We start from the raw sequence: 25,687 nt of genomic DNA, 5'->3' as shown, positions 1-25,687 counted from the left end.
GGGCGGCTCGCCGAAAGACACCCCCTCCCCGGCAACCCCCACCGGACAGGCGGACGCCGACGTACCGGGAGGGGACGGGCCGGGGTGCCCCCGCAGAAATGCGGTGACAAGAACGGCACCGGATACGCGGGACCAGGTAGCCGCATTTCGAGGAGGTGCCCCGGACCGGCACCGACCAGGCACAAGCGGCACCCGCAGACGAAGAAAACACCCGCACGGGTGGGCGGGCGGGCAAAGACTAGAGTCGAGGAATGCGCGGCATGGTGGGGGTGGTGACCAGAGGAACCACCGGGCCCAACCGGCTGCGCCGGATGGACCGGTGGATCGCCACCGCGCTGGAAGCGGAACTGCGGCGAGCCGACCACCCCGTCGTCGTAGACCTCGGATACGGCGCCGCCCCCTGGACAGCAGTGGAGCTCCTGAGCCGCCTCCAGGCGGTAAGAGAGGACGTCCAGGTCGTCGGCGTCGAGATCGACCCGGCCCGCGTCGCGGCAGCGAAACCGTACGAGCGCGACAACCTGAGCTTCATACACGGCGGCTTCGAGGTCCCCCTCCCCCACGGAAGCCGCCCCGTCCTGATCAGGGCGGCGAACGTCCTGCGCCAGTACGACGAAAGCGAGGTCGCCGCCGTATGGACCCGGCTGCGCGGCCGGCTCGCCCCCGGCGGCCTCCTCGTGGAAGGCACCTGCGACGAGATCGGCCGCCGCCACGTCTGGGTGGCGCTCGGCCCCGAAGGCCCCCGAAGCGTCACCTTCGCCACCCGCCTCGGCTCCCTCGACCGCCCCTCCGACCTGGCCGAACGCCTCCCGAAGGCGCTGATCCACCGCAATGTGCCCGGCGAATCCGTGCACGCGTTCCTCACCGCCTTCGACCGGGCCTGGGCCACGGCCGCTCCCCTGTCCGCCCTGGGCGCGCGCCAGCGCTGGATCCGCGCCGTCACCTCGCTGCGCGCGGACGGCTGGCCGGTCGTGGACGGCCCCGCCCGGTGGCGCCAGGGCGAGGTCACGGTCGCCTGGCCCGCCCTCGCCCCGCACGCGTAACGCCCTCTCGCCCTTCCCCTTTACGGCTCGCCGTGCCACCATCCGCCAAGATGTGACGGCCCGTCAGATAAGCCCTGCGTTCAGCGGCGCGAGGAGCCGCGCGAACAGCCACCGCGCCCGTGACGTGAGGGAGGCTCCGATGACCCGCGGAATCCGAAGCGGCGCCTGCGCGGCGGCGCTCACCGCGCTCACCGCCACGGTCGCGCTGACCACCGCCACGGCCACGGCCCCGGCGCAGGCCGCACCCCCGCGCACCTTGGCCCAGGTCAGAGCCGAGGTGGACGCCCTGTACCGGCAGGCGGAGGCGGCGACGGACGCGTACAACGCGGCCGGGGAACGCGTACGGGCCCAGCAGCACGACCTGGTGGCGCTGGCGGTGGCCATCGACCGTACGCAGACACGCCTGCGCACGCTCACCGCGCAGGCGGGGGCGCTGGCCCGCGCGCAGTACCGGGCCGGCGGGGTGCCGGACACGCTGCGGCTGGCGATGTCGGGGGACCCCGACACCTTCCTGTCGGACGCGGGACTCGCCGCCCGTGGCGCCCGCGCGGCGAGCGCCACGATCGACGCGCTGGCCGACACGCGTGGGAAGCTGGACGGCTACGCGCACGCCGCCACCGAGCGGTGGCAGCAACTGGTCGACGCGCAGCGGACGGCGGCCGGGGCGCGGCAGCGCGTACGGGCCAGGCTCGCCGAGGCCATCGCGCTGCTGGCCACGCTCAAGGAACAGGAGCGCGTCCGGCTCGCGCGGCTCGAGGACGAGGCGGCGTACCGCGCGCAGAGCGACTGGCTGGCGACCGGTGACGCGAAACGCCTGGTCACCGCCGCGTCCACGGCGTCCTCCGCCGCGGGCCGCCGCGCCGTGGCCTTCGCGACCCGGCAGATCGGGAAGCCGTACGTGTGGGGCGCGGCGGGCCCATCCTCGTACGACTGCTCCGGGCTCACCTCCCAGGCGTGGGCGGCGGCGGGCCGTCCCATCCCGCGCACCTCGCAGGAGCAGTGGGCGCGCCTCCCCCATGTGCCCGTGGACCGGATGCGCCCCGGCGACCTCGTCATCTACTTCTCCGACGCCAGCCACGTCGGCATCTACGTCGGCGGCGGCGCGATCGTCCACGCGCCGCGCCCGGGGCGGGACGTGGTGGTGGCGGGGGCCGGTTCGATGCCGATCCTGGGGGTCGTACGACCGGGTTGATGACGGTTCGCGCGTGTCTGGACGGAGGGAGACGTGGGGCGCGGAGGGATACGTGGGCGGGTACGCGTACGGGCGGCGGTCCGGATGCGGGTGGCGGTCCGGATGCGGGTCGCGGCGGGGGCGGGGTTGTGGCCGCCACGCGTGACCTTGGTCATGTGCGGATCAACACATCCACCGCGAAATCCCCTGCTGACCGCCGCATATGACGCTGACGGTTCACTCTCTGCCCTCCCGTCACCTTGCCTCCAGCCACTAGGGTCTCCGGAGATCCTCGGGGGAGGGAAGGAGTCGCTTGATGTCCGCAGCCCAACGCGGCACCGATCGGCCCTCAGCCACCGACGAGACGCGCGGGGCCGAGGGCCCCGCTGCCGTACCCGGTTCGGGGACGGCTTCCACGGCCGGGCCCTCGCCCATCTCCGTACCGCCGTCCGTACCGACATCGGTCGCCGTGCCGGGGTCCGTTCCCGTACCGCCGTCCGTTCACGTACCGGCGTCCACCGCCGTACCGCCGTCCGTCCCCGTACCGGCGTCCACCGCGCCGTACACGGAGTCCGGCGCCCTCTCGCTGCCTCGGCAGCGGCAGGATCCGGGCAGCGGTCCCGCGATCTTCACGCTGCTGGTCATCGGCGAGGACGCGACGGACGCCTTCACCGCGCCGTGGTTCCAGGAGGGCGGCGGGCCGCGGATCCGTATCCTGCGGGCACGTAATCTCACCGCGGCCGGCCGTCTGCTCACCGACGACGTGCACTGCATCCTCCTCGACCTGCCCGACGTGCTGGACGGCCTGCGGCAGGTGCTGCGGCTCGCGCCCGGCACCGCCGTACTCGTCCTGACCGACGGCGCGGACGACGGGCGGGCCGCGGAGGCCGTACGGGTCGGCGCCCAGGACCACCTCGCGCGGCACGAGGTCGACGCCGGGACCGTCACGCGCGCCGTCCGCTACGCCGTCGAGCGCAAGCGCGCCGACCTCGCGCACCGGCAGCTCACCGAGACGAAGCTGCTCGCGCAGGAGAACTCCCGGCTGGAGCGCGGCCTGCTGCCGACCCCGCTGCTGGACGGCGCGAGCCTGCGTTTCGCGGCGCGTTACCGCCCGGGGCGCAGCCGCGCCCTGCTCGGCGGCGACTTCTACGACACCGTCCGCGCCCCCGACGGCACCGTCCACGCGATGATCGGCGACGTCTGCGGCCACGGCCCGGACGCCGCCGCCCTCGGGGTCCAACTCCGCATCGCCTGGCGCGCGTTGACCTTCGCCGGGCTCGGCGGCGACGCGCTGCTGCGTACGCTCCAGCAGGTGCTGGAACACGAGCGGTCGGACGACGAGATCTTCGCGACGCTCTGCACCGTCGACATCGCGCCGGACGCGCGCAGCGCCGATCTGCATCTGGCCGGACACCCGGCGCCGCTGCTCTCGACCCCCGGCGCTCCCGGCAGCGTGCCGGAACTGCTGCCGTACACGGAGGGCGGCCCGGCGCTCGGCCTGCTCCCGGACGCCCGCTGGCAGCGGATACCGGTACGGCTGCGCGGCGAGTGGAGCCTGATGCTCTACACCGACGGCCTGATCGAGGGCCGGATCGGCCAGGGCACGCAGCGGCTCGGGCAGGACGGGATGGTACGGATGACCGCCCGGCTGCTGGCCGAGGGCCTGCGCGGCGAGGAACTGCTCGACGCGACGCTCACGGAGGCGCGGGAGCTGAACGGCGGGGAGCTGACGGACGACGTGGCGGTCGTGCTGCTGGAGCGGCCGAAGCGGATCTGAGGCCGGTGCGCTGGGGGGCCGCCCGCCCGGTGGATACGGCCCGGTGGGTATGTGCCCCGGTGGATACGCCCGGCGGGTACGCGTCAGCCGTTGTACGGGCCGTACGGGCCGTCGCTGCTGCTGCCACCGCCGCGGCGCCGCCGCAGGCCGCCGCCACGGCGGGGTCCGGTGATCTGCCGTACGGCGGGGCGTACGTCCACCATGTACACGATCACGGCGACCAGGCCGATGACCGGCAGGAACGACAACACAGAGAACAGCTTCATCACCACGGCCGCGATGCCGAGGATGATCAGCCAGAACGCCTTGGTGTTCTTGTCCGCCGCCCGGTACGCGTCCTCACGGCGGATCGCCGCGTCGACGAAGGCGAAGGCCGCGAAGAGGAAGAGCGCCCACGACACCAGGCCGAGCACCCCGAAGAACCCCGTGATCAGCACGCCGTCCACCGCCCTTGTCGCTGTCGGCCGGCACCGTGCCGACCGTCCGCTTGTCGCCCGCCCAACCGTACCGGCTCCTGCACGAACAACGGGCCGGGCTCGCAAAGCGTGCCCGGCCCTCGCCTCACTCCGCGGACTTGTCGGTCGCCTTCTTCGCGCCACTCGGCTTGCGGGGCGTGGTCTTGCGGGCGGCCGGCTTGTCGCCGGACGTGTCGGCGGGCTTCGCGGCCAGCCGGTCGCCGATCGACTCGGTCAGCGGCTCGTCGGCCGGGATGTCCGCGAGCTTCACGGCCGGCGGGATCTCCATGATCTCGTCGGCCGCGCCGCCGCGCCACTGAGCGACCGCGCCCTTGCCGCGCTCGGCCAGCTCGTCGTACGTCTCGCGCGCCTTGACCGCGTACTCGGCGGCCCGGCCCACGCCCTGGAGCGCCAGGTCCTGCACGGACCCGCCGATCTTCTTCAGGTCCAAGTCGATGCCGCTGATCGTCTCGTTCAGCCGCGTCTGCGCCTTGGTCGACGCGTCCTTGGCCTGCGCGGTGACCCGCTGCTGCACGTCCTTGGGGTCGGTGCCGCGGATCTTCTCGATCCGCTCGGGCGCCTGGTCCTTCAGCTTCTCCAGCAGCGCGGGCACCTCGCGGAGCTTCGCCGCGGCGAGGTCCGCCGTGCCCGCGACCGCGTACAGCGGGGTCGGGTTGCGCAGGCTCTTGACGATGTCGTCGGTGATGGTCATTTCTCGGATTCCTCCCGTACGAGTGTCGGAGACGAATCCGCCTCCACGTTCTTCCGCTCTTCTTCGGCGTTCTTCTGTTCTTCTTCGGCGTTCTTCTGTTCTTCTTCGGCCTGTCGTGCGGCTTCCTCGGCCTTGGCGGCCGATTCCGCGGCGGCGTTCTCTTTCCTGAAGGACTCGTAGATCTGGATGAGCACCTGCTTCTGCCGCTCGTCGATCGACGGGTCCGACATGATCACCGCCGGCACCTCCAGCTCGTCCCGCTCCCGCGCGTCGAGCATCCCCGCCTGCACGTAGAGCGTCTCCGCCGAGATCCGCAACGCCTTCGCCAACTGCTGCAGGATCTCCGCACTAGGCTTCCGCAGCCCGCGCTCGATCTGGCTCAGATACGGATTCGACACACCGGCCGCCTCCGCCAACTGCCGCAGGCTGAGCCGCGCCCCCCGACGCTGCTCCCGCAGGTACTCCCCGACGTTGCCCACCTTCAGCGAAGCCATGCCTCCACCTTCCCCCACCCCGCTAACTTTTGCAAGCACACCGCTTGCAACAGTGATCCTCCCAGCTGTGATTGGTCGAGGTAGTTGTCACTTGGTCGCGGCAACTGTCACCTCCGGCTGGGGTCCTGCCTGCATGTTGCGACTTTTCGAGATGGTTGGCGTGCATGATCAGCTCGGTCGTTATGCGTCCGTATGGCGGGTTTGCGTGAGGTTCGGCGGGTTGCACGCGAGGTGGTCGTGCAGCGGCACGATATTTCCGTAGCTTCGGCCGATGCCCGCAGGTCAGACTTGTCACCATGGAGAGTGTGATCGCTCGGCTGGTGGGTGAGCTGGATGCGGATTCGAGCGAGGTGGCCGAGGACGCCCAGCATGGGCTGACCGCCATGGGCCCGCAGGTGCTGGATCGGCTGATCGAGGCGGCGCCCGGTCTGAGTTCGTTCGGGCAGCTGTGTGCCATCGAGGTCTTCTCCGCGCTGGGAGATCCGCGTCCGGGAGACGCTCTCGTCCGCATGCTGAGAAGTGACAACACGGTGGTCCGCCAGTGGGCAGCCGAGGCCCTGGCCGAGCTCGGGATCCACCGCGCGGTGCCGGATCTGCGGCAGGCATACGAGAACTTCCGGCGAGGCGGTGAAGCCCCCGATCACAGTGAGGGGGTGGGACTGCGCCGGGCACTCGCCGAGCTCGATGCACGCAGTGTCGTCCTTCCGCCCGCCGCCGCCGGACTGCGTCGCCACGTGGAGCACTTGGATCCAGCGTGGCCGACAGCGTGCCTTGCCGAAGTCGTCGACGATCTCGCTGCCCATGGCCAGGCAGTGCTCTACTTCCAGGTCTGGCAGGTCAGGGACGGCGGAGGGGCTTTCGGCGGTGGGGGGCCAAGCATCGACTGGGATGTCGACCGACAGAAGCCATGGCCGCAGATCGTCTCCGAATGCCGGGATTGGGCTCTGCTCGCTGCCGATGCCACTGACAAGGCTGCCCATCTGGTCGCGACGATCTGCTGGATCGGTGCGGAGGACCTCTGAGGACGCCGGGGCGGACGTGCCAACTAACTCGACCATTCCATGCCAACTACAGCGAAAACTAGAATCCTGCTGCCCAGGTCACCCCTCAACTACCTGCCCAATATCATGAAAAGTCGCACATGTCGAGTGCGATGTTGTCCCGTCGTACTCCAGCTGGCAGATTCTCAATGCTCTGCAGACCGACCTTGCGGATCCTCTTTCGCTGCGGAGGCGGGCCAAACGCCGAGGTCGCCTCCCGGCAGGGACACGAACCGCCATCCTCCAGGGCCTGTGATCTGCCACGCCTCGAACGCCGCATCGGTTGGACACGTCAGATGCGTGCCATTCTCGAACACCATTCGAAGCGTGCCGGACTTGAAGGCGACCGCAGAGACGACCTTCGTCCCGAAGAGCGAGAGGGCTGCGGCCACGTCCTGAGTCTCCGGCACCAGAAGCACGCCAGGATTGGTGTGGGCCGGCCCGGATGAGAGCCGAGCAGGCGTTTCGAGTACGACTTCCCAACCTTCGTCGAGGACCAGCGTGAGGCGGTAGTCGACAGTGATCCCAGCAACGCCCCACCCTCGGAGATTCAAGATCCACCGGTCATCGTGTTCGACCGGCTCTGCTTCGGCATTCGTCACCCCACCATGGTGCACGGTCCAGCCGAGGGCGAACGGTCATCAGGGATCCTGCCGAAGCCACGTCTGTTGAGAATTCGGCGAGGTGTGTTCTAGATCCACTTGGCGAATCAGCAGCTCAGCCCAAAATCCAGAGACAGCTCGGATAGGACGGGGCAGATGTGTGCGGCACGTAGTCTCGCGGGATGCACTCCCACAGGAGCTTTGAGAACCCGCCCGCCATGACTCATGCGGTCGTGGTCGAGACGTTGGAGCGGGCTCTGCATGACCGCGTGCACGAGGCCGAAGCAGCGACTGTCCTGGTCGGGAGCGCATTGAACGACGACGATGGAGACTTCGTCGAACATTGGTGCGTGCAGGTTGGGACACGGGCTGTGCCGGGAAGCCCGCTGCTCGGGCTGGCCGGACTGTGCCTGGGTCACACTGCTCGACGCTTCGGGCGTCTCAGCGATGAGGCTCTCGCCCTGGTGAAGTCGCTGGCGGTGCGAGCCGAGGTGGACGCGTCAGACGTGGATGGTCGAGCCCTCGATGGCTATGACGACGTCCGGAGCTTCTTGCATCTGTGGTGATGCCGGCTGTTGTCATCGCGATCCGGGCTGCGTTCGCGCTGCTCACGAGTGCATTGAGGTGCCTTTCGGCGGCTTTGCGGCAGCAAAGGCCTCGTGCGGCAAAGGGGGAGGCGTGACCGGTCAGTGCGGACTAGGCTCCGGTTCGTGTCCGAGTCAGCCCGTGATCCGGGATTGGAAACCTTGATCAACCAGCTCCAGCCAGGACCCGTGAGGACGGTGCAGGTCGTCGGATTCGACGGGACGGATCTCCTGGTGCAGCTCGTAGATGCCGAAGGAGAGGAAGCCGAGGTTGGTCGGGTCCCTCTGCATGAGGCGTCGATGCGTCGGGCGGAGCATCCATCCGAACTGTTCGAGGTCGGCGAGGAAATCGAGGCCGAAGAGATCGGGCGTTGGCGCGAAGGTCAGCTTTACCTCTCTGCGAGGGCGTGCGAGGTTCCGGCTCTCCGGTCCTTTCTCGTCGCGATGGAACGAGGGCGGGTCGTCACTGGGACGGTCTCCGAGGTTCACAACTTCGGGGTCTTCGTTCGCCTCGATGGTGAACCGGACGGTCTGTGCACCGGCTTCATCCGGGTGCCCGACCTGACGTGGACTCGGATCAATCACCCCTCCGAAGCGGTCGAGCCAGGCCAGAGGGTCACCGCTGAGGTGATCATTGCCGAGACGCGGTCCGGGCAGGTCGTGCTCTCGCTGAAGGCCCTGCAGGAAGATCCGCTCATTCAGTTTGCGGATCAGGCCGGCCGGGTTCTCACTGGGCCGATCACCAAGATCATTCCCTTTGGGGTGTTCGTGCGGCTCGCTCCGGGGGTTGAGGGGTTCCTTCACCTCTCGGAGTTGGCTGACGAGCCGGCCGAGACCCCTCATGGACTTGTCGATGAAGGCGAGCTGATCACAGTGAAGGTCGCCGAGGTCGATCTTCAGCGTCACCGGGTGCGCCTGGGGGCTGTTGCCGGTGGGAGAGGTTTCTAGCCGGAGCGCGGGCTGATGCCCGAGTCGATCTGCTTGCTGAGGGTGTCGCTATGTTGGAGCAGGAGTCCGCGTAGTGCTGTGTAGTGGTTCATGCGGCTGCGGGCGAGCTTGGCCCAGGTGCTGCTGCGTTGGCTGCTCCACAGCCTGCGGAGGTCTTCGGGCTGTTCTTCCTCGATTGCTCGCGGTGCGAAGAGGGGTTCACCGCATGTGACCTGCGCCCAGATGAACGCGGACGCCTCCTGGCGCATCCGGTCGTCCAGATTGGGCTGGAAAGGTCCGGGGACCGGCGGCAGGCGGTCAGTGATCTCTTGCCAGGCCTCGTGGGTCAGACTCCAGCGGTGGAGTGCCCCACGGCGCCTGCGGTAGTTGAGGGGGGAGGAGACGGCGTCGAAGTTGTTGGCAAGTTCGCGTAGAGCCTGGATGAACTGCTCCGGTCCGTGATCGTCCATCCACCGGTGGAAGCTGACCGTCGTGCTGTATCCGTAGTTTTTGGGCTTGATGCCGAGGTAGGCGGCTGCGTTGTTCATGGAGCCGCCAGCTGCCCACTGGACGAGGATGACAGCCCCGCGGCGGCGCATGGACAACCAGCCCGGCGGCCGACACTGGGCCAAAGCCCGATCTTGGTGACAACACGCACGAAAAGTGCGCGCCAGTGACAGATAGAACGACTAAACGGTGGCAACTACAGCGATCAGAACGACCGGAAACCTCAGGTCGGCCACCGCTCCAGGTGACAGGTATCTCGACCAGTCACACCAGCCTCACCGGCTGCTCCCCCTGCCCCCGATGCCCCCCTGCGTTCGGTACGTCCGGGGCCGGTGCTGTCAGGGCCGGGAGATAGCGTTTTCGGCGACACCCGGACCCTGGAGGCCACTTTGAGCTGGGACCTTCTCCTTCTGCCGCTCCCTGCGGACATCCCGTCGGTCGGCGAGCTCCCCGAGGGCTACCGCGACCGGGTTGCCGGTGACTCGCGGGGCGGTCGCTGACGGCCGACCGGAGAGAGCGGCGGCCGGATGCGCGATGGGAAAAATGGGCGCCTCGGGGGCGACGGAGAGGGGGGTTGAGGGGGCTCAGACGGGGTTTGGCCGCGCTTCCGGCGAGGGTGGGGAGTCGCGGGCCGGGAGGGGGCCGGGGGGCGGGCAGCGGGGCGGGCACGGGTTCGTTGCATGGCGTCTGACCTGGTGTTTTACGCGGATTCGCCTAGGCTGGGGGGCTCGGGTGGACGCGGTCGGAGGGGGATCTCGTGAGTCGGGGCGGCGCGGAGGACGGCAGGGAGAAGGCCGGCGCGGAGGAGGTCCGCTGGCGGTACGAGGCCAGCGACATCACGGTGCTGGACGCGAGGGAGACCATTCGGCGGCGGCCTGGCATGTATGTCGGGACGACCGGCCGACGCGGGTTGCATCAGATGGTGTTCCAGGTCATGGGCCGGGCGGTGGACGAAGTGCTGGCCGGGCGGGCCGGGACCGTGGACGTCGTCCTGGGACCCGGCGGCGAGGTCAGCGTCGCCGACGACGGGCCGGGGGTCCCGGTGGAGGTCGCGGAGGACGGCGACGGCCTCGAAACGCTGCTGACCCGCACGGCCGGCAGGCCGAAACCCCCCGGTCGGCACTGCGCGGTCCTGGAGCGGGCGGGCTTCGGGCCCTTCGTCGCCAATGTCCTGTCGAGCAGCCTGACGGCCGAGGTACGGCGCGACGGGGTCCGGTGGGTGCAGGAGTACGAGCGCGGCGGCGCGATCGCGCCGCCGACCGTCGTGGGACCGGCGGCCGGCACCGGGACCACCCTCAGCTTCCGGCCCGACCCGGAGATCTTCCCGACCACGGAGTGCTCGTTCGCCGCGCTCGCGGACAGCTTCAGGGAGCTGGCGTTCCTGAACAGGGACCTGGAGATCTCGCTGACCGACGCGCGGTCACCGGGCGGGCAGCAGTCGGTACGGTTCCGATTCCCGTACGGGTTACGGGACTTCGTCGTCTTCCTCGACAGCCCCCACGGTCACGACGACCCCGACGCCCCGGCCCGGACACCCCTGCACCCCGACGTCATCGCCTTCGCCCGGGAGGACCCGCGGATGGAGGGGACGGCCGAGGTGGCCCTGCGGTGGTGCTCCTCCCCCGACGAGCGCATCCGGAGCTTCGCCAACAGCGCGCCCACCCGGAACGGCGGCGCGCACCTGGCGGGTTTCCGCGACGGACTCGCGCTCGCGGTCAACGCCTTCGCCCGGGAGCGGAGGCTGCTGTCGGCGGCCGATCCCGATCTCGGCGTCGACCGGATCGGCCAAGGACTGACCGCGGTCGTGTCGGTGAAGGTGGACCATCCCTGTTTCGAGGACCCGGTCCACGGCACGTTGGGCAACGCCGAGGTGCGCGCCTGCGTGAGGGAAGCGGTCAGGGAGCACGTCGGCAGGTGGGCGGAGGAGCACGCGGACCGGGCCGCGGCCGTCGTCGGGCGGATCGTAGGGGTCAGCGGGCGGGCGGGGTGAAACGGTCGTGGAGACCTCCGGACCCGACCGCCGCCGACGCGCCCGTCTCACCGGTCTGAGCGACGAGTCCGGCTCGGGAGGAGGAGGTAGGCGAGGAGGAGGGTCATGACGGCTACGCCGGCCCACATGGCTTGTTGCCAGCCGTCGACGAAGGACTGCTGGGCGGCGCGGACGAGGGCGGGGGCGGTGGGGCCGCCGGTGGCGTGGGCGGCTTCGACGGCGTTGGCGATGCCTTCGCGGGCGGTGGCGGCGGTGGCCGGGGGCACGCCGTCGAGGCGGGGGCCGATGGCGCCGCGGTAGCCGGAGGAGAGGAGGGCGCCGAGGAGGGCGACACCGAGGGCGGTGCCGAATTCGCGGGTGACGTCGTTGAGCGCGGAGGCGACCCCTTGGCGTTCGCTGGGCAGCGAGCTGGTGATGGCCTCGGTGGCGGGGGTCATGGTGAGGCCCATGCCGATGCCCATGGCGAGCATGCCGGGCAGGACGGAGAGGTAGCCGCCGTCCACGGAGACGAGGGTGGCCATCAGGGCCAGGCCCGCGCCGCCGAGGAGGATGCCGAGGGCCATGGTGCGACGGCTGCCGACCCGTTCGGCGAGACGCGGCGCGAGGCCCGAGGTGGCCATCATCAGGACGGCCATCGGCATGAGGGCCAGCGTGGACAGCAGGCCCGACCAGCCCAACACGGCCTGGAGGAACGGGAAGAGGACGACGAAGATCCCGGCCTGGACGCCGAAGACGGCCAGCAGCGCGACGGAACCGCCGGCCAGGCCGCGCTCGCGGAAGAGGCGGACGTCCAGCAGCGGGCCGTGCCGCCGCAGCTCCCAGACCACGAAGCCGGCGGCGGCCAGGACGCCGACCAGCAGGCTGAGCAGGGTCACGGGCGCGGCCCAGCCCCGCTCGGGCCCTTCCTGGAGTACGAAGATCAACCCGACCACCGCGACCACCGAGGTCAGCGCCCCGACCGTGTCGAAGGAGTGCGTCGCCGCGTCGCGCGAGTCGGGCACGGACCGCACCGTCATCACGGCGGCCACGAGCACGAGCGCCACGGGCAGGACGAAGAGATAGCGCCAGCTCGCCACGTCGACCAGCGCGGCCGACAGGAACATGCCCAGGATGCCGCCGCCGCCCGCGACGCCGGTCCACACCCCGATCGCCCGCCCGCGCTCCTCGGCCGGGAAGGTGGAGGTGATGACGGCGAGCGTCACCGGCATGATCATCGCCGCGCCCACACCGCTCAGCACCCGCGCCGCGATCATGACCTCGGCCGATGTCGCCAGACCGGCGACGACGCTGGCGCCGCCGAAGACGGCAAGTCCCGTGAGCAGTACGGGCTTTCGGCCCCATCGGTCGCCGACCGCGCCGAGCGGCAGCAGCAGCGCCGCCAGGCTCAACGTATAGATGTTGATGATCCACAGGATCGTGCTCTGCGAGGCGTCGAACGCGACGGCCAGGTCCGGCTGCGCGACGTTGAGGCCGGACACCGAGGCGATGACGGCCATCAGCGCGACGCAGACGGAGATCAGGATCGCGCGGCGCCGACGCGGGTCGTCAACACCCGCCGCGTCAGGGGCTGTTACGTCGACCGGTACGTCAACGCCCGTACCCACGGCTGCGGCTTCGGCACTGACCCGCGCGGGCCGGTTCGGACTCTCCGTACTCATCTGGACGGACCTTTCACCAGGGACGGTCAACAGGGGAAACGTGGGGGCGATCGTCGCCACGACCGGCCCCGATGTGCAAAATTGTTTGCCGATCGGCAAACTGGGCTCCATGGATCACGTAGACGGCATGGCTGGCGCGGGCGGCACGGCTGGCATGGCTGGCGCGGCTGGCGCGGGCGGCACAGACGGCACAGACGGCACCGACGACGAAGTGGGCCGCACCCTCGACGCCGTCGGCCCCCGCCTGAAGAATCTGCGGCTCGGCCGGGACCTGACGCTGACGCATCTGGCGGCGGCGACCGGCGTCTCGGTCAGTACGCTGTCGCGGCTGGAAGCGGGCCTGCGCCGCCCCACGCTGGAGCAACTGCTGCCGCTGGCAAGGGTGTACGGCGTCACCATCGACGAGTTGGTCGACGCGCCCCGCACCGGCAACCCGCGCCTCAACCTGCGCCCGATCGCCTGCAAGGACGGCTCGACCGTGCTGCCGCTGACCCGCAGGCCCGGCGGCATCCAGGCGTACAAATTCGTCCTGCCCGCCCCGCCGCGCGGCCTCGTGGAGCCCGTCCTGCGCACCCATGAGGGCTACGACTGGATCTACGTGCTCAACGGCACGCTCCGGCTGGTGCTCGGCGAGCACGACCTCGTGCTGAAGCCGGGCGAGGCGGCCGAGTTCGACACCCGTACACCGCACTGGTTCGGCTCCACCGGCTCGGGGCCCGTCGAATTCCTCAGCCTCGTCGGCAAGCAGGGCGAGCGCGCGCACGTACGGGCGGCGCCCGACCCCGCCGCGTCAGAGCGCTCCTAGGGCGCGTCCGCCGCGGCGAGAGCCGCCTCGGTGTCGGCGGCGGCCAGGTCGGCGTTGATGTGCGCACCGGCCAGGGCGCCCGCGGCGGCGGAGGCGCCGACCTGGGCCGTCAGGTCGGTGGCGTTGCCCGCGACCCACACGCCCGGCACCGACGTGGTGCCCGCGGGGCCGGTGGTGGCGAAGCGGCGGCCCATCCCGCCCGGCAGCTCCTCCATCGGCAGACCGAGCCCGGCCAGTCCGTCGGTACGGGCCAGCATGCGGGTCGCGACGGCCAGGACGCGGCGCGGTACGAACCGGCCGTCGGTCAGCCGTACGCCCGCGATGTGCCCGCCCGCGGCGGACCCGGAGCCCTCCGTGGGCCCAAGGCTCTCGGTGGACCCGGAGGCCCGCGTAAGCCCGGAGCCCTCCGTGGACCCGGTCGACTCGACCGCCGCCACCGGGGTGTCCTCGACCCGGATCGCGCGGGCGGCGAAGCGCGTACGGGTCTCGTCGTCCAGGTCGGTGCCGCGCGTGAAGTAGACCAGGTCGTCGGTCAACTGCCGGAAGAGCAGGGCGTGGTGGACGGAGGCGGGACCGACGGCGAGTACGCCAACGGGCTCGTCGCGCACCTCCCAGCCGTGGCAGTACGGGCAGTGCACGAGGTCGTGCCCCCAGTGCCGGGCGAGGCCGGGGATGTCGGGGAGTACGTCGCGCAGGCCGGTGGCGACCAGGAGGCGGCGGGCGCGGAGGGTGGCGCCGTCGGCGAGGGTGACCGTGAAACGCGGGTCGGCGCCGGGGACGGCCTCGGCGGCGGTCACCTCGCCGACCAGCACCTTGCCGCCGTACCGCCGTACCTCCTCCCGGCCCCGGCGCAGCAGTTCCGCCGGGGGGATGCCTTCGAGGCCGAGGAGGCCGTGGACGCCGTCGGCGGGCGCGTTGCGCGGCGTCCCGCTGTCGACCACGGCGACGGAGCGACGGGAGCGGGCGAGCATGAGGGCGCCGTTGAGCCCGGCGGCGCCACCGCCGATCACCACGGCGTCGAGGGTCGGGGCGAAGGCGTCGGCCCCAAAGGCGTCGGCCCCATCGGCGGGATCGGTCGCACCGGCCGGATCGGTCACATCGGCGGGATCAGTCGCACCGGCCGGATCGGTCACACCGGCCGGATCGGCCGGATCGTTCACGTGCGCGGGAAGCGTCGCGGGCATGGGCGTACCTCTCTATACGTGTCGGCTCTCTACGCGTCGGCTTGCGTCCTTGCGATGAGCGGGAGCCCCGTCCGGGGCCCGGTACGACCACGCTAAGCGGACTTTGCGCGCGAGGCATAACATGTTGCCTATGACGCAAGACGATGAAGATCTCGACAGCCTGGTGCGCAAGCGGATTCGCGCGCTGCGGGTGGCGCAGGGCTGGTCGCTGGACGAACTGGCCGGCCGCGCCCGGCTCAGCCCTTCCACGCTCAGCCGGATCGAGAACGGTCAGCGCCGTCTCGCGCTGGACCAGCTCGTGACCCTCGCGCGCGCCATGGACACCACGCTCGACCAGCTCGTCGAGACGGCCACGGAGGACGTCATCTCCAGTCCGATGATCGACTCCGCGCACCAGACGATGCGCTGGGCCGTGAAGGCCGACCCGGGTATGACGGTCGTACGGCAGCGCCTGACGAATCCGCCGCCGGACAGCCCCTCCCGGCTGCGCGCCCACCCCGGCCGCGAATGGCTCGTCGTCCTGTCGGGCACGGCCGTACTGCTCCTGGGCAACCGGCGCTTCCGCGTGGAGACCAACCAGTCGGCCGAATTCCCGACGATGCTGCCCCACGCCATCGGCGCGGAGGGCGGGCCCTGCGAACTGCTGGGCATCTTCGACCGTGACGCGCGGCGCGGGCACCAGCGCGGCGACGAGAAGAGCGGCGGCGAGGGGGACGGGGTCTGAGCCCGTTCGGCAAATCGGGTACGCCGGGGCCCGCGCAGGCCGGAGCCCGCGAATCGAGCAGGCCGGAGCCCGCGACTCGCGCGGGCCAGGGCGCGCGACTTGCGCCGTCGGCAGCCCGGACGCCCACCGTCTTGCCGTTCCCGAAAGCGACCGGGCGGCCCGCCCACGGCCCTCATACGGTGGGCGCCATGACTCACGCAGCCCCCCACGCGGCCCACGACGCCCACGGTCACGCCCCGCACGACCACGATCACGGCACCCCAAAGGCCAGCGCCTCGCACCACGACGCCGAGGCCGACAGCCAGGCGGACATCCTCGACCTCGACGCCGAAGTCCTCGCCGAGCACACCGCCTCGATCACCGCGTGGCTGCCCGTCGAAGCCGCCCCCCGTCACATCGTGGACCTCGGCTGCGGCACCGGAGCCGGGACCCTCGCCCTGCTCCGGCGCTTCCCCGAGGCCGAGGTCATCGCGGTCGACACCTCGGCCGACCACCTGCACCGCCTGCGCCGCAACGCGGAGGCGGCCGGGGTCGCCGGGCGCGTCCGTACGGTCCGGGCGGACCTCGACACCCGGTGGCCCGACCTCGGCTCGCCCGACCTGGTCTGGGCGTCGGCCTCCCTGCACCACATGGCGGACCCGGAGCGCACGCTGCGCCAGGTCCGCGACACGCTCGCGCCCGGCGGGCTCTTCGCCGTCGTCGAGTTGGCGGGCTTCCCGCGTTTCCTGCCCGAGAACGCGCCCGCGGAGCGCCCGGGGCTCGAAGAGCGCTGCCACGCCGCGCTCGACCACCACCACGCCGAGCACGTGCCGCACCGCGGCGCCGACTGGGGGCCCATGCTGAGCGCCGCGGGCCTGACCGTCGTGGGCGAGCGCGTCGTGACCGTGAACATCGGCCCGCCCCACGCCGAGGCCGTCGGCCGGTACGCGCTCACCAGCCTGACCCGTATGCGCGGCGGCATCGCCGAGACCCTGGCACCGGAAGACCTCGCCGCGCTCGACCGGCTCCTCGACGCCGAGGGACCGGACAGCATCGCGCGCCGCGACGACCTGACCGTGCGGACCGAGCGGACGGTGTGGGCGGCGCGGCGCGCGTGAGTACGACCGTGGCCAGCGCCTGATCCGGGACGTTCGTCCGTACGACCATCCGCCGGTACGCCCCGCCGTGGACCGGCACCGCACGGCCGCGGTGCGGGCCGTGCGGCGCGGGGGCAGCGGGCGGTGCGGGTGACCGGGCGGACAGTCGAGGCGCCAACGCCCTTGCCCGTCAAGGCCCTTGCCAGTCAAGGCCCTTGCCCTCGACTGCCCTTCGGCCAGAGTTCACCCGCCACCGGTGGGCTCGTCCGCCGCCCCGCTGCTCCAATGGATGCCGCCGATGGCCAACTGGCCTTGTCAGCGGTCGACATGGAGGTTCGGGCTGATGAAGATCTGGCGAGCGGGAAGCACGGTGGCCGTCGCGGCCACCCTGGCGCTGCTGCCGCAGGCGGCGTACGCGACGACCTGGCAGCGCCTTCCCGCGTACTCCACCTGGACGGGCATCACCGCCCTGGAGCGCGGGCAGGGCATCGCCACCGACGGCACGTACTTCTACTACTCGGGCACGTACAGCCTCGACAAGGCGACGGTCGAGGGGAACCACGAGACGGCCTCCAACGCCCTTGCCATTCCTGGTGCGTTGAGCGGCGCCTACGGTTCCGACCACATCGGGGACATCGACGTGTACGGGGGCTACGTCGTCGCCCCGATCGAGGACGGCAACGGCTACCGGAATCCGCTGTTCGCCCTGTACTCCGCCAACGACCTGAGCTGGACGGGCCGTTACGTACGCCTGCCCCTCGCGCTGCTGCCCGGCGGCGTCCCGTGGGTGGCCGTGGACCCGGCCACCGGCCTCGTCTGGACCGCCCCCTGGAACCAGGACAGCGCCCAGGGCACCGACGAACTCGTCGGCTACCGCCTCAGCGACCTCCTCTCGCTCCCCGCCGGAGCCGAACTCCCCGTCGCCACCACCGTCCGCCTCTCCCGCCCCCTCAGCCGCATCCAGGGCGCCACCATGCTCGACGGCTCCCTCTACGCCTCCGTGGACGGCGACGGCGACAAGGCCGTCTACGCCATCGACCCCGCCACCGGCACCGTCACCCGCGCCTTCACCCAGGACGTCCAGCCCGACGACGAGGTCGAGGGCATCACCGCCCTCGACCTCGGGCCCTCCGGCGGCCGGCTCCACGTCCTCAACGTCGGCAGCGGCTGGAAGTCGATCTTCCTCTACCTCCAGCACTACCAGCCGGTGGGCTGACGCACCGGCGCCGTCCCGACCCGCCTCAGCGGGCGAGGCGGGTCGGAACGGGGCCGAGGCGGGTGAGTTTCTCGGGGTTGGCCACCGCGTGGATGTGGGTGACACGGCCGTCGCGGACGACGAAGGTGGCGGCGGGGACGCGACCGTCGACTTCGACGCGGGCGGCCGGGGCGCCATTGAGCCAGACGGCGGAGACCGGGCGGCAGGGGCCGGCGAGGAGGGCCGCGACGCGGGCGTCCCCGTGCACGGGGACGCGGGAGGCGGGGACGCGGGAGGCGGGGGCGAGACCACCGCCGCCGCCGTCGGCGACGAAGGCGACGTCGGGGGCCATGACGTCGAGCAGGTCCTGGACCCGGCCGGTGCGCAGGGCGGCGAGGAAGCGTTCCACGACGGCCTGCCGCTGGCGAGCGGCCGACCTCGACCCGTGGCCGCCGGGCCGCCACGTGGTCGCGGGCGCGCCGGGCGATCTGGCGTACCGCGGCCACGGACTTCCCGACCGCCTCGGCGATCTCCCCGTACGGCGTCCCGAAGACCTCGCGCGGCACGAAGACCGCCCGCTCGGTCGGCCCGAGCGTTTCGAGGACGGTGAGCAGCGCCATCGAGACGCTGTCGGCGACTTCGACGTCCTCGGCGACGTCGGGGGCCGTCAGCAGCGGCTCCGGCAGCCACTCGCCGACGTACTCCTCGCGGCGGCGCGCCAGCGTGCACAGCCGGTTGAGCGACTGCCGCGTGACGACCCGTACGAGGTACGCCCGCGGGTCGCCGACCCGCGACCGCGGACCAGATCTCTCCCGTGTACGGGGACCTGCACACCCACCGCGACCAGGCCGAACGGATCTTCACCGTCTGACCGCCGCCGGAACGGCGGATCTTCACCGTCTGACCGCCGCCGGAGCCGGAACCCGGCGGCACCGCACCCCCGACGGGCACGGGCCCCGTCGGGCCGCCACGACCCGCCGGGCCGCTACGGCCCGCCACGCGTCCCCGACCGCGTCGTGTTCCGGCGGGCGGGCCTCCGGATCAGCGGGCGAGGAGGTCGCGAAGGGCCGTGACGACCGTCGCCGGGGACTCCTCCGCCATGAAGTGGCCGGTGTCGACCGTGGTGTGCCGGAGGTCGGGGGCCCACGCGGACCACAGCGCGGCGGCGTCGAACCCGAGAGCCGCGCCCCAGTCCTGCTGGAGGACGGCGACGGGCATACGCAGCCGGTTGCCCGCGGCGCGGTCGGCCGCGTCGTGGGTGACGTCGATACCCGCCGAGGCGCGGTAGTCCGCGACGATCGAGGGGATCGCGGCCCGGCAGGCGGCCAGGTAGACGGCGCGCACGTCGGCCGGGACGGCTTCGGGAGCCCGGACCCACAGGTCCAGGAAGTGGCCGAAGAAGAGGTCGGGGTCGGCGGCGATCATCCGCTCGGGCAGACCGGGCGGCTGCGCCATCAGGTAGAGGTGGAAGCCGACGGCGGCCGTGGTGCCGTGCATGGCGTCCCACATGTCGAGGGTGGGCAGGACGTCGAGGCAGGCGAGGTGCGTGACCGTTCCGGGGTGGTCGAGGGCGGCGCGGAAGGCGACCAGGGCGCCGCGGTCGTGGCCCGCGAGCGCGAAGCGGTCGTGTCCGAGGGCGGCGGCCACGGCCACGATGTCGGCGGCCATGGTGCGCTTGGCGTAGACGGCTGGTGCCGTCCCGGCGGGGCCTGCCGTGTCGTCGGCCTCGGCCGGCTTGTCGCTCGCGCCGTAACCCCGCAGGTCGGGGCAGATCACGGTGTGGTCGGCGGCGAGGTCGACGGCCACGTGCCGCCACATCAGGTGGGTCTGCGGGAAGCCGTGCAGCAGGACGACGGGCGGCCCGGAGCCGCCGACGGCGGCGGTGAGGGTGACGCCGTCGGCCGCGGGGACGCGGCGGAGGTCGAAGCCGGGGATGGCGGGTGGCATGGGGTGCCCCTTTCGGTGGGTGGACGTACGCGGGCCGTGCCCCGTACGCGGCGGTGCCGGTCGGTCGTACGCGAGCCGGGCGCGTACGCGGGCCTGGTCCGTACGCGGGCCTGGTCCGTAGGCGGTCCTGGTCCGTACGCGGTCCTGGTCCGTACGCGGGCCGTGCGCGTACGCGGTCTGTGCGCGTACGCGGTCCGGGTCGTACGCGGGCCTGGCGCGTCAACGGGCTCGTGCTTCCAGCGTGTGGGCGGCGGATGAGCAGCCGATGAGCGCGCTACCGTGACCTGGGGGAACTCCCGGAGAGGCGGTACGCGGTGCGGGTGGCGTTCGGCGTGCTGGGGCCGGTGGCGGCCTGGGCCGAGAGCGGGGACGGCCCGGACGAGGCGGTACGCGGTGCGGCCCTCGCGCTGAGGGGGCCACGGCACCGGGCCGTACTGGCCCGCCTGGTCATCGCCCGCCGCCGCGTCGTACCGGTCGCCCGGCTGGTCGAGGACCTGTGGCCGGAGCGGCCGGGGAACGACGGCGCGGGTCCCGGCCCCTCCCCCGCGCCGCCCGCCGACCCCGTCGGCACCCTCCGTACCTTCGTCGCGGCCCTGCGCCGCACCCTCGAACCCGACCGGCCGCCGCGCGCGCCCGCCCGGCTGCTGGTCACCGAGGGCCCCGGGTACGCGCTGCGCGCCGCGCCCGACACGGTGGACGCGTGGCGCTTCGAGCAGGCCGTGACCGAGGCCGCCGGGCTGCCGCCGAAGGACGTACTCGCCCTGCTCCAGCGGGCGTTGGGGTGGTGGCGCGGGCCCGCGTACGCCGAGTTCGCCGACCAGCCGTGGGCCCGCGCCGAACGCTCGCGCCTCGCCGAACTGCGGCTGCACGCCGTGGAACGCCGGGCCGAGGCCCGCCTCTCCCTCGGCCTGGCCGCCGAGGCCGCCGCCGACCTCGACGCCCACGCGGCGGAGCACCCCTGGCGCGAGGACGCCTGGCGCCTGCTGGCCCTCGCCCTCTACCGCTCGGGCCGCCAGGGCGACGCCCTGGCCGTACTGCGCCGCGCCCGCGCCCTCCTGGTCGAACAGCTCGGCGTCGACCCCGGGCCCGGCCTGCGCGCCCTCGAAGCCGACATCCTCCGGCAGGACGACGACCGCCTCGACCCCGGCGCGGGCGGCGCCGAACGCGTCTGGGCCGAGGCCACCGCCGCCTACGACCGCACCGTCCCCACCGGCGCCCGCGCCCGCCTGGAATCCACCGTCACCCTCCTGCGCGGCCTCGCCGTCACCGGTGGCGACGGGCTCCGGTCCGCCCGCCGCCACCGCCTCGCCGCCGTCTCCGCCGCCGAAGAACTCGGCGACCCCCACCTCTGCGCCCGCGTCATCGGCGCCTACGACGTCCCCGCCGTCTGGACCCGCCTCGACGACCCCGCCCAAGCCGCCCAGGTGGTGGCCGCCGCCGAACGCACCCTGACGGCCCTGCCGCCGGGCCCCGCCGAAGAGGCCCTGCGCGCACGGCTGTTGGCGACGATCGCGCTGGAGACGCGGGGCGCGGACGTCGGCGGCGGGGGCGCTGGCGGCGGGCGCGGGGCGCAGGCGGCGCGGTTGGCGCAGGAGGCGGCGCGGCGGCTGGACGATCCGGTGCTGCTGGCGTTCGCGCTCAACGCGACCTTCATGCAGACGTTTCAGCGGGCGGGTCTGGCGCCGGAACGCGATGCGATCGGCGCGGAGCTGGTCGAACTCTCCGCGCGGCACGGCCTGTTCACGTCCGAGGTGCTCGGCCGGCTCATCCGGCTCCAAGCGGCCTGCGCACGGGGCGACTTCGGGGCGGCGGACGAGCACGCCGCCGCCGCCGACCGGCTGGCGGAGCGTCATGAGCTGCCGCTCGTAGGGGTGTTCACCCGGTGGTACGGGGCGCTGCGGCTCGCGGAGACCGGGACCTTCGAGGCGGCCGAGGCCGCGTACGAGGATGCCGCCGCCGAGCTGACGGGGGCCGGGATGCCGGGGCTGGAGCGCGGGCTCCTCCCCCTCGCCCTTCTGTGCCTGCGGCTCCGGCACGGCCGCGACCTGCTCGTCCTCGCGCGGACCGACGCCGACTGGGGCCCGTACGCCCCGTGGGTCCGCCCCCTCCTCCTGCTCGCCGAGGACCGCCGCCCCGAGGCCGCCGCCGCCCTCCGGGGTGCCCCCGCGCCCCCGCACGACCTCCTCTACGAGGCCATGTGGACCCTCACCGCCCGCGCCGCCCTCGCACTCGACTCCCCGCCAGCCAAGCGGCGTGCCCACGCCGAACTGCTGCCCGCCGCAGGTGAGCTGGCCGGCGCCGCCAGCGGACTCCTGAGCCTCGGCCCCGTCGACAGCCACCTGCGCGACCTGGCCGCCGCCCTGCGGACCCCCTGACCGAATTCGACGTGCCCCGACCCGCCTTCCCCCGCCATCATCAGTCCATGGTCCACATCGAGGTCGTCCAGGGCGACATCACCAAACAGGCCGTCGACGCCATCGTCAACGCCGCCAACGAGTCCCTCCAGGGCGGCGGCGGAGTCGACGGCGCCATCCACTGGGCCGCCGGCCCCCGTCTCGCCGAGGCCGGCGCCGCCGTGGCGCCCTGCGCGCGGGGGGACGCCGTCGCCACCCCCGGGTTCGACCTCGACCCCCCGATCCGGCACGTTATCCACACCGTCGGTCCCGTATGGAAGGGCGGCGCCTCCGGCGAGGCCGACGTCCTCGCCTCCTGCTATCGCCGCTGCCTCGAAGTGGCCGACACCCTCGGCGTCTCCACCCTCGCCTTCCCCGCCATCTCGACCGGCATCTTCGGCTTCCCCGCCGACCAGGCGGCTCGCATCGCCGTCGCCGTCCTCACCCACGCGTCGACTCGCGTCGAACACGTACGCCTCATGGCCTTCGACCGCCCCTCCCACGCCGTCCTCACCACCGCCCTCGCCGAAGCCTGACCCCTCCCCGGGACCCGTGGCGACACTCAGCCCCGTCGTGCCGCGTCGCGCCCACGCGGCGCCAGCCGCCAATAAGACACAGCCCCGCGCCCCTAAAAACCTCGACCCACCCACCCCGCACGAGGCCGAACCCCACAGGGGCGCGGGGAACGGCGCGGACAGCCACGGCGGTGGCGCCGTTCGCACGGCGGGTCGTGCCCCGAAGGGGCGCGGGGAACGGCGCGAGTAACCCCCACCGGACCGGCGGCCGGGAAACCACCGCGACCGCCCCGAACCGGCCGGCGAGGCCCAGCAGGCCACCAAAGGGGCGCGAGGAACGGCGCGGGGAAGCCCTGCCGGACCCGGGGGGCGGGAAAGCGGGGGCCGGGCCGGGAGGGGGCGGGACCCCCGTCAGGGGGGCTGGTCGCGGTGGAGGGTGAGGCGGGTGAGGTCGATGACCAGGCGGAGCAGAAAGGCGAGGAAGACGAGGTCGATGAGGACCTGGACGCTGACGAGAATGCGGGCGAAATCGCTGGTGGGGGCGATGTCGCCGTAGCCGACGGTGCCGAGGGTGACGATGGCGAAGTAGAGCCCGGCGGTGCGGTCGACCGGCTCGGTGAAGCTGCCGGGTGAGAGGTGGGAGAGGGAGACGTAGGCGCTGGCGAAGAGCGCGAGGAAGAAGGCGAAGGTGACGACGAGGGTCTCCACGGCGCGGAGCTGAGGAAGATCGGCGTGGAGGATGCGGCGGAGTTCGAGGAGCATGACCGCGACGAAGACGACGGCGCCGATGCCGAGCCGGATCAGGGCGGCGGCGTCGGGACGGCCGCCGTTGAGCGGCAGGAAGTAGTACAGGACCAGGATCGCCGCCGTGGACAGCACGCAGCGGACCACACTCGCGGCCATCGCCCGGCGCCGCTCGGGGCGGTCGAGGTCGGCCAGCCGCCGCGCGCTCATCGCATCACTCCCTCGCCGGACGGACCGCCGGTCTCGATCGTCCGACGCCCGCACCCCGGCGGCAATCCGGCCAGGTCCGAACGGGAACGCACGGGAACGCACGGGAAAGGACGGGAACGCACCGCGTTCCCTATTTCCCCTCCTCCCCCTCCCACCCCTTCCATAGTTCGCGTCACGAACCACCACCCGATCGCCCCTATCCCGTAGGCTGGCCGTATGGGGAAGGACGCGGGCGAGCACATGGGAGTCGTCACCGCATTGGTGCGCTCCTCCTTCCTGGTGAACGCCGTGTACGCGGAGGCGGGCCGGGGGTACGGACTGACGCCGCAGCAGGGGCAGTTGCTGTGCGTGCTGATGGGACAGCCCCTGGGGATGGGCGAGTTGGGCAGCATCCTGGGGCTGGCGAAGTCGAGCCTGACCGGTCTTGTGGACCGCTGCGCGCAGCGCGGGCTGGTACGGCGGGAGGCCGATCCGAGCGACGGCCGCGCGGTACGGGTCGCGCTCACCGCCGAAGGGCAGTCGCTGGTCGACGCGTTCTACGCCGACACCTGCCGCCGCGTCGAGGAGTTGCCGTCCGGCCTGACCGAGGCGGAACGCGTCACGCTCGCGGGTCTGCTCAGCCGCGTGGTCCGCGACAACAAGGTGCCCGCCGTCTTCCTCGAACTGGACGAGGGCCCCGTCGCGCACTGAGCGCGCGCCACGTCCCGTACCCGAGGGCTCAGCCTGTGCCGAAGAGCGCCGCGAACCGCCCCACGAGCAGATCCCGCCCCTTGTACGCGGCCACCCGCTCGGCCGGCAGGAGCACGGGTACGGGGGTCGGCCGGTCGTCGGACAGGGTCTGGCCGACACCCCCGCCGGGCCCGAGCGGCAGCAGCACGGACGGTACGGGCGAGGGCCGGTAGACGGCCGAGGGCCGTTCGCCGCGCACCTGGGCGAGGATGTTCTCGGCGACGACGGCGGCGTGCTTCATGGCGTACCCCGCCATCTTGGCCTCGGCGAGGTCGGTGAGGTCGCCGAGCGCGTAGACGTGGTCGTGGACGTGGACGTGGACGCGGTCGTGGACGCGGTCGTACGTCCCGCCGTTGCCATGGACGTTGAGCGTGTCGGTCACGCGGACCTGCCCCTTGGGCGTACGGGCGGTGAGGCGGCCGTCGGCGAGGTAGTGGCTGTTGACGCGTACGCCGTAGCAGCGGAACCAGATGTCGGCGGTGACCTGGTCACCGGAGGACGTGGCGACCGTGAACGTCTTCGCCTGCCCCGGCTCGGTCGGCGGCTGCGCGGCCAGGGTCGTACCGAGCCGCAATTCGACGTCCAGCGCGTCCAGTTGGCGCAGCAGGTCGTCCCGAAGCTCCGGCATGAAACCGGACAGCAACCGCTCGGCCGGGTCGAGGACGACGATGTGCTTGTCCGGCCACACGGCCCTGATCTCACCGGCGAGTTCGAGCCCGACGGGGCCCGCGCCGACAATCAACACCCGCTCGGACAGCGCCAGTTCGTCGTGACCGACGCGCAGCCTGCGCAGCGCCTCGGCCGTGGAGTCGGTCTCGGTCTTCGCCGGGAAGGCGTAGTCGGAGCCGGTGGCCAGGACGAGGAAGTCGGCGTCGACGCGGGCGCCGGAGGCCAGTGTGACGCCGCCGGGGTCCACCGAGGCCGCGCGCTCGCGGACCACCCGGCCGCGCGCCAGCAGCCGGTCGTACGGGAAGAACATGTTCGCCGCCCAGTCGGGCCTGACCAGGGCGCGCAGCGCGCCCGCCGCGTGCACGAAGGCGTCCTTCGGCTCGATCAGGACGACGTCCGTGTCCTGGTCCAGCGCCTTGGCGACGGCGGCGCCCCCGTACCCCCCGCCGACGACCGCGACCGTCCGCACCGCACGCGCCGCGCCCTCCGTACCCGCACCAGCACCAGCACCACCACCGACGCCTGAATCCGCACCCGCA

At 72.4% G+C, this 25,687-nt stretch carries 24 protein-coding genes and 1 pseudogene; 14 read left to right on the top strand and 11 right to left on the bottom strand.

The window, feature by feature from the left end; genetic code table 11:
- Positions 1-272: 272 nt before the first annotated feature.
- From ACIP4Z_RS31755 to ACIP4Z_RS31745, 3 genes are all read left to right on the top strand, one after another.
- Positions 273-1,040, top strand: coding sequence for a class I SAM-dependent methyltransferase (locus tag ACIP4Z_RS31755; protein WP_401313777.1), 768 nt, complete (start codon positions 273-275; stop codon positions 1,038-1,040).
- Positions 1,041-1,179: 139 nt separating this feature from the next.
- Entirely contained in the window at positions 1,180-2,232 is a 1,053-nt protein-coding gene (locus ACIP4Z_RS31750; RefSeq protein ID WP_401313775.1) for an NlpC/P60 family protein, read from the top strand.
- A 295-nt stretch (positions 2,233-2,527) separates the two neighbouring features.
- The gene (locus tag ACIP4Z_RS31745; protein ID WP_401313773.1) at positions 2,528-3,988 is read left to right on the top strand and encodes a SpoIIE family protein phosphatase; all 1,461 of its coding nucleotides are present in this window, start codon (positions 2,528-2,530) and stop codon (positions 3,986-3,988) included.
- A gap of 83 nt (positions 3,989-4,071) precedes the next feature.
- Here ACIP4Z_RS31745 and ACIP4Z_RS31740 read toward each other — a convergent pair whose 3' ends face one another.
- The 3 genes from ACIP4Z_RS31740 to ACIP4Z_RS31730 all read right to left on the bottom strand — a co-directional run bounded on the left by ACIP4Z_RS31740 (position 4,072) and on the right by ACIP4Z_RS31730 (position 5,649).
- Positions 4,072-4,425, bottom strand: coding sequence for a DUF2516 family protein (locus ACIP4Z_RS31740; RefSeq protein ID WP_355342053.1), 354 nt, complete (start codon positions 4,423-4,425; stop codon positions 4,072-4,074).
- Between the two features lie 124 nt (positions 4,426-4,549).
- Positions 4,550-5,155, bottom strand: a complete 606-nt coding sequence (locus ACIP4Z_RS31735; protein ID WP_355342050.1) for a hypothetical protein — start codon at positions 5,153-5,155, stop codon at positions 4,550-4,552.
- A complete protein-coding gene (locus tag ACIP4Z_RS31730) occupies positions 5,152-5,649 on the bottom strand; it encodes a helix-turn-helix domain-containing protein (protein ID WP_401313771.1) in 498 nt (165 codons plus the stop codon). The genes ACIP4Z_RS31735 and ACIP4Z_RS31730 overlap by 4 nt, the downstream gene beginning before the upstream one ends.
- Positions 5,650-5,945: 296 nt before the next feature.
- Here ACIP4Z_RS31730 and ACIP4Z_RS31725 point away from each other — a divergent pair, with 296 nt between their 5' ends.
- A complete protein-coding gene (locus ACIP4Z_RS31725) occupies positions 5,946-6,671 on the top strand; it encodes a HEAT repeat domain-containing protein (RefSeq protein WP_355342044.1) in 726 nt (241 codons plus the stop codon).
- 164 nt (positions 6,672-6,835) lie between these two features.
- On the opposite strand, the gene ACIP4Z_RS31720 is transcribed toward ACIP4Z_RS31725, so the two are convergent.
- Positions 6,836-7,291 carry a DUF6188 family protein gene (locus ACIP4Z_RS31720; RefSeq protein ID WP_355342041.1) on the bottom strand — a complete coding sequence of 152 codons (456 nt, stop codon included), beginning with the start codon at positions 7,289-7,291 and terminating at the stop codon, positions 6,836-6,838.
- A gap of 233 nt (positions 7,292-7,524) precedes the next feature.
- On the opposite strand from ACIP4Z_RS31720, the gene ACIP4Z_RS31715 reads away from it, so the two are divergent.
- A complete protein-coding gene (locus ACIP4Z_RS31715) occupies positions 7,525-7,857 on the top strand; it encodes a hypothetical protein (protein WP_366823772.1) in 333 nt (110 codons plus the stop codon).
- Positions 7,858-8,175: 318 nt separating this feature from the next.
- On the top strand, positions 8,176-8,823 hold the full coding sequence (locus ACIP4Z_RS31710; protein WP_355342349.1) for a S1 RNA-binding domain-containing protein: 648 nt from the start codon (positions 8,176-8,178) through the stop codon (positions 8,821-8,823).
- Here ACIP4Z_RS31710 and ACIP4Z_RS31705 read toward each other — a convergent pair.
- Positions 8,820-9,350, bottom strand: coding sequence for a hypothetical protein (locus ACIP4Z_RS31705; protein WP_401313768.1), 531 nt, complete (start codon positions 9,348-9,350; stop codon positions 8,820-8,822). The two genes, ACIP4Z_RS31710 and ACIP4Z_RS31705, sit on opposite strands and share 4 nt — an antisense overlap.
- Before the next feature lie 716 nt (positions 9,351-10,066).
- Between ACIP4Z_RS31705 and ACIP4Z_RS31700 the strand changes: the two genes are divergently transcribed.
- On the top strand, positions 10,067-11,299 hold the full coding sequence (locus ACIP4Z_RS31700; protein WP_401313767.1) for a DNA gyrase subunit B: 1,233 nt from the start codon (positions 10,067-10,069) through the stop codon (positions 11,297-11,299).
- 47 nt (positions 11,300-11,346) lie between these two features.
- On the opposite strand, the gene ACIP4Z_RS31695 is transcribed toward ACIP4Z_RS31700, so the two are convergent.
- Complete coding sequence (locus ACIP4Z_RS31695) at positions 11,347-12,957, bottom strand: MFS transporter (protein ID WP_401313765.1); 1,611 nt, start codon at positions 12,955-12,957, stop codon at positions 11,347-11,349.
- Between the two features lie 154 nt (positions 12,958-13,111).
- Between ACIP4Z_RS31695 and ACIP4Z_RS31690 the strand changes: the two genes are divergently transcribed.
- Entirely contained in the window at positions 13,112-13,762 is a 651-nt protein-coding gene (locus ACIP4Z_RS31690) for a helix-turn-helix domain-containing protein (RefSeq protein WP_401313874.1), read from the top strand.
- On the opposite strand, the gene ACIP4Z_RS31685 is transcribed toward ACIP4Z_RS31690, so the two are convergent.
- Positions 13,759-14,733, bottom strand: coding sequence for an NAD(P)/FAD-dependent oxidoreductase (locus tag ACIP4Z_RS31685; RefSeq protein ID WP_401313872.1), 975 nt, complete (start codon positions 14,731-14,733; stop codon positions 13,759-13,761). The two genes, ACIP4Z_RS31690 and ACIP4Z_RS31685, sit on opposite strands and share 4 nt — an antisense overlap.
- 334 nt (positions 14,734-15,067) lie before the next feature.
- On the opposite strand from ACIP4Z_RS31685, the gene ACIP4Z_RS31680 reads away from it, so the two are divergent.
- The 3 genes from ACIP4Z_RS31680 to ACIP4Z_RS31670 all read left to right on the top strand — a co-directional run bounded on the left by ACIP4Z_RS31680 (position 15,068) and on the right by ACIP4Z_RS31670 (position 17,962).
- Positions 15,068-15,670, top strand: a complete 603-nt coding sequence (locus tag ACIP4Z_RS31680; RefSeq protein ID WP_401313763.1) for a helix-turn-helix domain-containing protein — start codon at positions 15,068-15,070, stop codon at positions 15,668-15,670.
- Between the two features lie 188 nt (positions 15,671-15,858).
- Positions 15,859-16,767, top strand: coding sequence for a class I SAM-dependent methyltransferase (locus tag ACIP4Z_RS31675; protein ID WP_401313761.1), 909 nt, complete (start codon positions 15,859-15,861; stop codon positions 16,765-16,767).
- A 322-nt stretch (positions 16,768-17,089) separates the two neighbouring features.
- Entirely contained in the window at positions 17,090-17,962 is an 873-nt protein-coding gene (locus ACIP4Z_RS31670) for a hypothetical protein (protein WP_401313759.1), read from the top strand.
- A gap of 25 nt (positions 17,963-17,987) precedes the next feature.
- Here the strand turns inward: ACIP4Z_RS31670 and ACIP4Z_RS31665 are convergent.
- Positions 17,988-18,738 (bottom strand): annotated as a pseudogene (locus tag ACIP4Z_RS31665) (sigma-70 family RNA polymerase sigma factor); the annotation flags it as partial.
- Between the two features lie 244 nt (positions 18,739-18,982).
- On the bottom strand, positions 18,983-19,888 hold the full coding sequence (locus ACIP4Z_RS31660; protein ID WP_355341999.1) for an alpha/beta fold hydrolase: 906 nt from the start codon (positions 19,886-19,888) through the stop codon (positions 18,983-18,985).
- 314 nt (positions 19,889-20,202) lie between these two features.
- Between ACIP4Z_RS31660 and ACIP4Z_RS31655 the strand changes: the two genes are divergently transcribed.
- The gene (locus tag ACIP4Z_RS31655) at positions 20,203-22,263 is read left to right on the top strand and encodes a BTAD domain-containing putative transcriptional regulator (protein ID WP_401313757.1); all 2,061 of its coding nucleotides are present in this window, start codon (positions 20,203-20,205) and stop codon (positions 22,261-22,263) included.
- A 47-nt stretch (positions 22,264-22,310) separates the two neighbouring features.
- Positions 22,311-22,817 (top strand): macro domain-containing protein, encoded by a 507-nt coding sequence (locus ACIP4Z_RS31650; RefSeq protein ID WP_391164045.1) that lies wholly within the window; start codon positions 22,311-22,313, stop codon positions 22,815-22,817.
- A 390-nt stretch (positions 22,818-23,207) separates the two neighbouring features.
- Here the strand turns inward: ACIP4Z_RS31650 and ACIP4Z_RS31645 are convergent, their stop codons facing one another.
- Complete coding sequence (locus ACIP4Z_RS31645; RefSeq protein ID WP_355341990.1) at positions 23,208-23,750, bottom strand: ion channel; 543 nt, start codon at positions 23,748-23,750, stop codon at positions 23,208-23,210.
- A gap of 240 nt (positions 23,751-23,990) precedes the next feature.
- On the opposite strand from ACIP4Z_RS31645, the gene ACIP4Z_RS31640 reads away from it, so the two are divergent.
- On the top strand, positions 23,991-24,440 hold the full coding sequence (locus tag ACIP4Z_RS31640) for a MarR family winged helix-turn-helix transcriptional regulator (RefSeq protein WP_401313870.1): 450 nt from the start codon (positions 23,991-23,993) through the stop codon (positions 24,438-24,440).
- A 28-nt stretch (positions 24,441-24,468) separates the two neighbouring features.
- Here ACIP4Z_RS31640 and ACIP4Z_RS31635 read toward each other — a convergent pair whose 3' ends face one another.
- On the bottom strand, positions 24,469-25,617 hold the full coding sequence (locus tag ACIP4Z_RS31635; RefSeq protein WP_366823771.1) for an FAD-dependent oxidoreductase: 1,149 nt from the start codon (positions 25,615-25,617) through the stop codon (positions 24,469-24,471).
- Positions 25,618-25,687: the final 70 nt, after the last annotated feature.

It is taken from the genome of Streptomyces sp. NPDC088910 (assembly GCF_044749865.1).
GTDB lineage: Bacteria > Actinomycetota > Actinomycetes > Streptomycetales > Streptomycetaceae > Actinacidiphila.
This window is presented reverse-complemented; position numbering and strand designations above follow the sequence as displayed.

Excerpts from the sequence above, each read along its gene's own strand:
- ACIP4Z_RS31750 (WP_401313775.1), top strand. The coding sequence starts at position 1,180 with ATGACCCGCGGAATCCGAAGCGGCGCCTGCGCGGCGGCGCTCACCGCG.
- ACIP4Z_RS31745 (WP_401313773.1), top strand. The coding sequence starts at position 2,528 with ATGTCCGCAGCCCAACGCGGCACCGATCGGCCCTCAGCCACCGACGAG.
- ACIP4Z_RS31735 (WP_355342050.1), bottom strand. The coding sequence starts at position 5,155 with ATGACCATCACCGACGACATCGTCAAGAGCCTGCGCAACCCGACCCCG.
- ACIP4Z_RS31730 (WP_401313771.1), bottom strand. The coding sequence starts at position 5,649 with ATGGCTTCGCTGAAGGTGGGCAACGTCGGGGAGTACCTGCGGGAGCAG.
- ACIP4Z_RS31725 (WP_355342044.1), top strand. The coding sequence starts at position 5,946 with ATGGAGAGTGTGATCGCTCGGCTGGTGGGTGAGCTGGATGCGGATTCG.
- ACIP4Z_RS31710 (WP_355342349.1), top strand. The coding sequence starts at position 8,176 with ATGCGTCGGGCGGAGCATCCATCCGAACTGTTCGAGGTCGGCGAGGAA.
- ACIP4Z_RS31705 (WP_401313768.1), bottom strand. The coding sequence starts at position 9,350 with ATGAACAACGCAGCCGCCTACCTCGGCATCAAGCCCAAAAACTACGGA.
- ACIP4Z_RS31695 (WP_401313765.1), bottom strand. The coding sequence starts at position 12,957 with ATGAGTACGGAGAGTCCGAACCGGCCCGCGCGGGTCAGTGCCGAAGCC.
- ACIP4Z_RS31690 (WP_401313874.1), top strand. The coding sequence starts at position 13,112 with ATGGCTGGCGCGGCTGGCGCGGGCGGCACAGACGGCACAGACGGCACC.
- ACIP4Z_RS31685 (WP_401313872.1), bottom strand. The coding sequence starts at position 14,733 with ATGCTCGCCCGCTCCCGTCGCTCCGTCGCCGTGGTCGACAGCGGGACG.
- ACIP4Z_RS31680 (WP_401313763.1), top strand. The coding sequence starts at position 15,068 with ATGTTGCCTATGACGCAAGACGATGAAGATCTCGACAGCCTGGTGCGC.
- ACIP4Z_RS31675 (WP_401313761.1), top strand. The coding sequence starts at position 15,859 with ATGACTCACGCAGCCCCCCACGCGGCCCACGACGCCCACGGTCACGCC.
- ACIP4Z_RS31670 (WP_401313759.1), top strand. The coding sequence starts at position 17,090 with ATGAAGATCTGGCGAGCGGGAAGCACGGTGGCCGTCGCGGCCACCCTG.
- ACIP4Z_RS31660 (WP_355341999.1), bottom strand. The coding sequence starts at position 19,888 with ATGCCACCCGCCATCCCCGGCTTCGACCTCCGCCGCGTCCCCGCGGCC.
- ACIP4Z_RS31650 (WP_391164045.1), top strand. The coding sequence starts at position 22,311 with ATGGTCCACATCGAGGTCGTCCAGGGCGACATCACCAAACAGGCCGTC.
- ACIP4Z_RS31645 (WP_355341990.1), bottom strand. The coding sequence starts at position 23,750 with ATGAGCGCGCGGCGGCTGGCCGACCTCGACCGCCCCGAGCGGCGCCGG.
- ACIP4Z_RS31640 (WP_401313870.1), top strand. The coding sequence starts at position 23,991 with ATGGGAGTCGTCACCGCATTGGTGCGCTCCTCCTTCCTGGTGAACGCC.